Source organism: Verrucomicrobiales bacterium, assembly GCA_016793885.1.
Classification (GTDB): Bacteria; Verrucomicrobiota; Verrucomicrobiia; order Limisphaerales; family UBA11320; genus UBA11320.
In genome coordinates, this window is record JAEUHE010000114.1 from 1 (window position 1) to 7,688 (window position 7,688).

At 59.8% G+C, this 7,688-nt stretch carries 5 protein-coding genes; 4 read left to right on the forward strand and 1 reads right to left on the reverse strand.

Features of this window, described 5'->3' with window-relative positions:
• Positions 1-288: 288 nt before the first annotated feature.
• Genes JNN07_12880 through rny form a run of 3 tightly spaced genes read left to right on the forward strand, consistent with a single transcriptional unit; the run spans position 289 to position 3,853 of the window.
• Entirely contained in the window at positions 289-1,683 is a 1,395-nt protein-coding gene (locus JNN07_12880; GenBank protein MBL9168631.1) for a replication-associated recombination protein A, read from the forward strand.
• Positions 1,680-2,285 carry a 5-formyltetrahydrofolate cyclo-ligase gene (locus JNN07_12885; GenBank protein ID MBL9168632.1) on the forward strand — a complete coding sequence of 202 codons (606 nt, stop codon included), beginning with the start codon at positions 1,680-1,682 and terminating at the stop codon, positions 2,283-2,285. Before JNN07_12880 ends, JNN07_12885 begins: the two co-directional genes overlap by 4 nt.
• A 2-nt stretch (positions 2,286-2,287) precedes the next feature.
• Positions 2,288-3,853 carry a ribonuclease Y gene (gene rny, locus JNN07_12890; GenBank protein MBL9168633.1) on the forward strand — a complete coding sequence of 522 codons (1,566 nt, stop codon included), beginning with the start codon at positions 2,288-2,290 and terminating at the stop codon, positions 3,851-3,853.
• Positions 3,854-3,859: 6 nt separating this feature from the next.
• Here the strand turns inward: rny and trpS are convergent, their stop codons facing one another.
• Positions 3,860-4,825 (reverse strand): tryptophan--tRNA ligase, encoded by a 966-nt coding sequence (gene trpS, locus JNN07_12895; GenBank protein ID MBL9168634.1) that lies wholly within the window; start codon positions 4,823-4,825, stop codon positions 3,860-3,862.
• Positions 4,826-5,201: 376 nt separating this feature from the next.
• Between trpS and JNN07_12900 the strand changes: the two genes are divergently transcribed.
• A complete protein-coding gene (locus JNN07_12900; GenBank protein ID MBL9168635.1) occupies positions 5,202-7,292 on the forward strand; it encodes a hypothetical protein in 2,091 nt (696 codons plus the stop codon).
• Positions 7,293-7,688: the final 396 nt, after the last annotated feature.

Consider the following 7,688-nt stretch of genomic DNA (forward strand, 5'->3'; position numbering starts at 1 on the left):
AAGCGCAACCCGCGATGGGGTTGTGAGAAAACCACGACTAACCCAGGGTAGGCGCTCCTGCGTCGCGCCAACCCTGGGCTTTGAGGCGGAATCCCTTTGGGATTCTAACATTTGGTCGAAGAACTTGTGGGTAATGCTTAGGTCGTGCCTCCGCGCTCCATAGAGCGCTGCCCCGCCCACTCCCTTGCTGCCAGGTTTATGGTCTCGATTCACGTCCGTTTCTTGGAGGTGTTCCCCCTCCAAAAACATGTTGGGTGGCCGAAGGCTCGCTGATAGTCTGCGTTCAGGATGACGGGCGACGATCTATTTGGGCAGGCTCCACCGGTGCCGCTGCCCGCTGAAGAAGGACCTTCAGCGGCGGATGCTGCGTTTCGCCAAGCGCCTCTCGCGGCCCGCATGCGTCCGCGCAACCTGGCCGAATATGTCGGCCAAACCCACATCCTAGGTCCCGGTCAGTTGCTGCGGCGCGCGATTGAGGCGGACCGCATCCAATCGCTCATCTTCTACGGTCCGCCCGGGACGGGTAAGACCTCGCTGGCTCAGATCATCGCGCTCCAGACCAAGAACCGATTTGAGAAGCTGAGTGGCGTTGAATCGAATGTCGCGGACATGCGGCGAGTGTTGAGTTCGGCGGCGCATCGGCTCCAGAACACCGGGAAGCCAACCTTGGTTTTCATCGACGAAATTCACCGGTTCAACAAGTCGCAGCAGGATGTCCTGCTTCCCGATGTGGAGAGCGGTGTGATTCGTCTGGTGGGTGCGACCACCCATAACCCGTTTTTTTTCGTCAACTCCCCGCTGGTCTCCCGGTCGCAGATCTTTGAGCTGCGGCCCTTGACGGAGCCTGAAACTCTCGAACTGTTCGACCGCGCGCTCCAGGATGCGGAGCGCGGCTTGGGGCATCTGCGCATCGAAGCCGCCCCGGAGGCTTTGGCCCACCTTGCGCGCATGGCCGATGGAGATGGCCGCAAGGCTCTGAATGCGCTCGAGGTGGCCGCTTTGACCACCGCTCGCAGTTCCGATGGTCTGCTGCGCATCACGCTCGAGGTGGCGGAACAGAGCATTCAGAAAAAAGCCATTGTTTACGAGGGGGATGGCGATGCGCACTACGACACGGCATCGGCGTTTATCAAATCGATGCGTGGCAGCGATCCCGATGCAGCCCTCTACTGGCTGGCGAAGATGATTCACGCGGGTGAGGATCCGCGGTTTATCACGCGTCGTGTGGTGATCTGCGCAGCCGAGGATGTGGGTTTGGCGGATCCGATGGCTTTGGTGTTGGCGAATGCGGCCCACGAGGTGGCGCAGTTTGTGGGATGGCCGGAGGCTCGCATTCCGATCGCCCAAGCCGTGATCTACATTGCTAGCGCGAACAAGAGCAACACAGCGATGGTAGCCGTCGATGCCGCTCTGGAGGATGTGCGGCAGGGGCGGACGTTGCCGGTGCCGACGGCCTTGCGTGATGGACACTACGCCGGGGCCAAGCGACTCGGGCATGGGGAAGGCTATGAGTATGCCCACAACCATCCGGATCACTTTGTGCCGCAGGACTATTTAGGCGCGCCGCGGCGCTATTACGAGCCGACCGAGCAGGGGACCGAGAAGAAGCTGAAAGAGCGTCTCGATCGTTGGCGCGCCCTGACTGCTGAAGCGCGCAAGAGTTCATCCTCGAAGCTGGAATGAGTGGCGACGTGTTGATGGAGAAGGAACGGGTGCGTCGTGAGCTGAACGCGGCGGCGAACCTCCACTCGGAGGAGGAGCGGCGGCTGGCCTCGGTGAGTCTGTGTGAACGACTGTTGGCTGCCCCGGTCTGGCGCGCGGCCCACCGGATTCTCGCCTTCCACCCCATGCGCCTGGAGCCGGACATTCGGCCCGTGCTGGACGCGGCCTTGCGGGAGGAGAAGGTTCTGGCACTTCCGCGCTTTTTGAGGGCGGAAGACCGGTATGAGCCGGTACGGGTGCGGGATTTGGAGGGGGATCTGCAAGCGGGGGTGATGGGTATTCTCGAGCCCCGAGCCGAGTGTCCGGTTATCCCGATAAACCATCTGGACTTGGTGCTTGTTCCCGGCTTAGGCTTTGACCTTAGATTTGGACGGGTTGGTCGGGGCCGCGGTTATTACGATCGGCTCTTGGCTGGCCTGGAAGGCGGCAATAAGTGCGGGGTGACGTTTGATTGGCAGGTGATCCTGGCAGTGCCGATGCAGGCGCACGATGTTCCGGTAGACTTTCTTGTGACACCCACTCGTTGGTTGTCGAGAGTAGTGGGTGAGCGGGGCTGCGAATGAGCATGATTTGGTTGTCCAATATTTACGTGCAGGTCATAGGGTTGTTCGGCGCCGGGGTGGCCATGGGGTATTGGCTGGTTCGATGGAAGGAGCGCAACCTTTTTGAGGTTAGGCGGCTCGAGGCGCAGGCTCAGAAGGACAACGCCGCCCGCCAGGCCGAGAATTTGATGCGCGAAGCCCAGATTCGTGCCAGTGAGGAAGGTTTAAAGCATCGTCAGGAACTGGAACGCTCCTTTGATGCCCGCCAGGCGCAGTTGGTCGCCGTCGAGACTCGTTTGGCTGAGCGCGAATCCTTAATCAATCGCCAGCTCGAGAATCTGGTTCAAGAAGAGCGAGGGCTGTTGCAGCAGAAGGAGGAGTGCGTTCAGAAGCGGCTCGAGTTGGACCAGCTTCGCAGCCAGGTAGAGGCGATTCAGCGGGAGCGTCAACAGCGGCTGCTCGCGACCGCCCGCCTGACCGAGTCCGAGGCGCGTGCGTTGGTGCTTAAGGAGATTGAGCAGGCTGCCTTGCAGGAGGCGAGCGATCTTAGCCGACGTCTCATGGACGAAGCCAAGACCCGAGCTGAGGAGAAAGCGCGCCGGATTATCTCGGTGGCCATCCATCGTTATGCCGGAGTTCATTCGTTCGAGTCTTCCAGCTCCACCGTCAACCTGCCGAGCGAGGATCTGAAAGGGCGCATCATCGGCCGGGAAGGACGGAATATCAGGGCGTTCGAAAATGCCACGGGAGTGACGGTTCTGATCGACGACACCCCCAACGCAGTGGTCTTGTCGGGCTTCGATCCGGTCCGACGTGAGGTAGCGCGGGAGTCGATGTCGCGGCTGTTGTTGGATGGCCGCATTCACCCCACACGCATCGAAGAAGTTGTTCAGCAGGTTTCCGACGAGATGGACGAGGCCATTCAGAAGGCCGGCGAGGAAGCCGTTCAGCGCGTGGGTCTCTCAGCGGTGCACCCGGAGGTGGTTCGAGTGCTGGGGAAGTTGCGTTTCCGCCACAGCTTTTCTCAGAACGTCCTCGAGCACTGCATCGAGGTGGCGCATCTGATCGGCTTGATGGCCGCCGAGTTGGGTTTGGATATTCCGACGGCCAAACGATGCGGACTGTTCCACGACATCGGGAAGGCGCTGGATCAGGAGATGGAGGGTCCTCACGCGATCGTCGGAGCCGAATTTCTGCGCCGCTTCGGCGAGAGCCCCATGATCATCAACGCCGTGGCGTCCCATCATGACGAGGTTGCCCCTGAGGGACCTCTGGGAATTCTGGTGAGCGCGGCCGATGCGATGAGTGCCTCTCGGCCGGGGGCTCGATCGGAGACTCTCACGACTTACATTCGCCGGGTGGAAGATCTCGAGCGAATCGGCTTGTCCTTTAAGGGCGTCGAGAAAGCCTTCGCGGTGCAGGCGGGACGCGAGCTGCGAATCATGGTTCAACCGCAGGCCGTCAGTGATGAAGAGGCGTATCAGCTAGCCCGGCAGATCTCCCGGAAGATCGAGGAGGAATTGCAATATCCCGGGCAAATCCGGGTGACGGTCCTGCGTGAAACCCGCTGCATCGAGTTCGCGAAATAGCCCTGACTATTCCAGTCCGGAGGCTTGGCGCGCTCTCTTCAGCACAGTGGCCGCAACCGCGCGGGCGTGGGTTGCTCCCTCCTGCAGGACCTGATGCACATAATCCAAATTGTTGGCCAGTTCCGCGCGTTTGGTCCGCGCCGACGCGAAGTAGTTCCAATAGTGTTCGAACAGAGCCTTCTTGAGGTCCCCATAGCCAAACCCGCCGGCACGCAGTCGATCCTCGTATCCGCTCGCGACATCGGCTGGGGCGACCAGCTTGAGAAGCTGGATGGCTAGGTTTTTATCGGCATCGGGTTTGGGTTCGTCCGGAGTGCGGCTGTCCATGACGATGCCCATGATCTTCTTCCGGATCGCTTTCTCCTCCGCAAAAATCTCGATGGTGTTGCCGTAGCTCTTGCTCATCTTCTGCCCATCGGTCCCCGGCACCACCGCAACTTCATCCCGGATTTGTGGTTCGGGAACCACAAACGTCTGGCCGTATTGTTCGTTGAATTTGATCGCGATGTCGCGGGTGACCTCGACGTGCTGCTTTTGGTCCCGGCCTACGGGCACGATGTTGGAGTCGAAAATGAGGATGTCCGCCGCCATCAGCACGGGGTAAGCGAAGAGCCCATGGTTGGCGCTGATGCCCCGGGCTGTTTTGTCCTTGTAGCTATGACAGCGCTCCAGCAGACCCATGGGGGTGAGCGTGGTCAGCAGCCAGGACAGTTCGACCACCTCGGGTAGGTCGGACTGTTTCCAGAAGATGGATTTCTTGGGATCCAGCCCGCAGGCCAGAAAATCCAGGGCGACATCGAGGGTGTTTTTTCGTCGCTGGGCAGCGTCAAACAGCGAGGTCATCGAGTGGTAATCCGCAATGAAGTAGAACGCGTCACCCTTCTCTTGAAGTTCGATCGATGGACGCATCATCCCGAAATAGTTGCCGAGATGCAGTGCGCCCGAGGGCTGAATGCCTGAAAGAATTCGCATGCGATAGGATAGACAGGCTGCCGGTTCGGGGACAACCGAGAAGAACGGGGCTGTGGTTAATTCCGGGCGAGAGCGATCTCTGTAGTCCTCGGGCGGAGGCTGCTACGAAGTGAGTTCGCACGCCGAGCCTGCTCAAGCAGGAACTCCATGCAAAGAACCGGGCCTCAGCGGAATTGATCACACTCGAAGAACTGCGCTTTCCCGATTTTGGCTTGATTGTGTTAGGTATTTTCCCTATAAGACTTTCATGTCCCATCCTTTAGGTCGTTGGCAATCTGCCCGGCTTTGCCGTGCCCTCATGGCCCGGTCAGCTGCCTTTTGCCCGAAGGAAGGTTTCTATCCCAATCCCTTCAACCCCAACCCAACCCCTGTCTGTATGATGACCTCATTTGCACGGCTTCGATCGGCGAGATCGATGAGCCGCTCCTTGTCTCCATCGACGTTTTCGATCGCCTCGATTTTGTGGATTGCCGCAACTCTGAGCCTCCATGCTGCTCCGAATTGGGAGGCATTTCACGATTACGCCACCGGACCTGGGACCAGTCCGAACGCGACGGCGGGACAGTTGCGCACCACAGGTCAGACGGCGACTCTGCGGAACATTGAGACGGCGGATGATCTGCCGGTCATTGTAACAGTTGAGGCGGAGGGAGGGACGCCGGATGACTTTGGAGCTCGCAATGGCGGCCCCAACGCCGGGAGCCCTGCGAGTTTGCTGTTTGATGGGAAAGTGGATCTGACCAACGACGGCATCCCGGGAGTTCGGTCCACTGTTAAACTCACCCTGATTTTCAGCGGTCTCGATCCGAGCAAAGTCTACACCTTTTGCGGCACCGCCCTCCGTGGTGGCAACTACAACAATCGCTGGAGCGTCTACACCATCCTGGGTGCCAACAATGCCGTTGCGGCTCACAAGGATGGCAGCGCAAATCGGAACATCTTCACCGCCGCCACCTACCCGGCGGCGGCCGCTGACTTAGCCCCTAACCAGGTCGCCTTGAATGCGGGGCATAACAAGGACGGATCCTTGGTCTGCTGGGAAAAAATTGAACCTTCTCCCGAGGGAGAGTTTCGCATCGAGGCTCTGCGCTATATGGGAAAGACTCCGTTCGGAGATGCGCCCAATGCGGGAACCTCCTACTCCTACGGCTTTGAAGCGATCTACCTGGCTGAATTTGAGGCGACCGGCAATTTGCGCATCACGGAGAATCCTTCCCCGGTGAAGACCGCAGCGGGTCGTACGGCCAGATTCCAGGTGACGGCCACGAGCACCGAGTCCATCACCTATCAGTGGCAGAAAGCGTTGCTGGGGGGAGAATTTTCCGACATCCCTGGTGCGACAGGGGCAAGCTACACGACCCCGGCTCTCACGGTCGCCGATGATGGGGCCAAGATTCGTTGTGTGGTCTCGAGCGCTGGGTTCAGCACGACCAGCGGGGATGCTGACCTGTCTGTCGATGGCACAGCGCCGACGTTGTTGGAAGCGAGGGGTAGCATTAACCTTGGGGCCGTTTACCTGACCTTTTCGGAGCCTTTGAACGCGGCCCAAGCGGCGTCAGTTGCCAACTACCGCGTCAGCGGAGCGCTTCCTGTTTTCGGAGCGGAGATCATCGATTCGACCCGGATCAAGCTGATGACGGATCTTCAGGCTCCCGGTGGCACCTACACGGTGAGCGTGAGCGGGATTGAGGATGCGGCTGGGAATCTGCTTCCGGTGGGAACGGCCAAGGAATGGAAGGCCTTCAGTGCCACGGACTGCAAGGCGGGTTTGGAGCTTTGGTATGAGCTGAACGGTGGGGCCGTGTCCGATCTCCGCGGCAGCGACCGCTACCCCTGCGGCTTCAGCATCGATCTCGCTGTCGATACCATGGACTCGGAACTCGCGTTCCCGCACAACACCATCAACATTTATGCGGGCCGCTTTCGTGCCTGGTTCACGCCTCCCGAATCCGGGGAGTATGAGTTCTTTCTGGCCGGTGACGACCAAGCCGAGCTACGCATCGGTCTGGATGACCAGTTCGACGCTTTGGAGGCAACCGATCGCGTGCCCGACGCTTCGTTGACCGCCGCCAGCGCTGCCTTCGCGGAGAGCGGCTTGCCCGGTACCACGGCTCCGATGCCTTTGGAAAAGGGCGTTCGCTATGCGTTGCAAGTCATCTGGAAGGAGTCGAACGGAGATGACTACTGTCGCGTGGGCGTGCGGTTGGTCGGGGATACCACACCCGCTGCCGAATTACCCCCGATTCCATCGTGCTATCTCTCTTACGATGGTGGCGTGGGCTGCGGGAAGGCTCCGCGAGTGGAGAGCATTCAAATCCAAGGTGGGAACATCATTGTGACCTGGAGCGGCGCGGTGCTCCAGACCTCCACGGACCTCGCCACCTGGACCGACATCGATGCCGCGGCCAACCCCTATTCCGCTCCCAACGGCGGCGAAGCCGCCGTGTTCTTCCGGACGCGGAACTAGGACTCTGGTTTAATTAAGGGCCAGAACTCTTTGATCCCAAACCCCCAGGGCCAGCCGGCAACGGCTGGCCCTTTTTATATTGGGTCCCGAGAGGGGGATTGGAAGTGGGTGAGATCTCCCGACTCCGTCGGTTGCCGAAAAGCTGTAGAGGGCTACAGGACTATGGAACTAAACACCTCATCGGACCGCTTCGCGGTCAACTCCAAGACGCCTAGAGACCCAGCTGGGCCATATGGAGTGCGGTAGACCTCTCTGAGCATTACCCACAAGTTCTTCGACCAGATGTTAGAATCCCACAGGGATTCCGCCTCAAAGCCCAGGGTTGGCGCGAAGCGGGAGCGCCTACCCTGGGTTAGTCGTTATTTTCTCACAACCCCAACGCGGGTTGCGACTGGA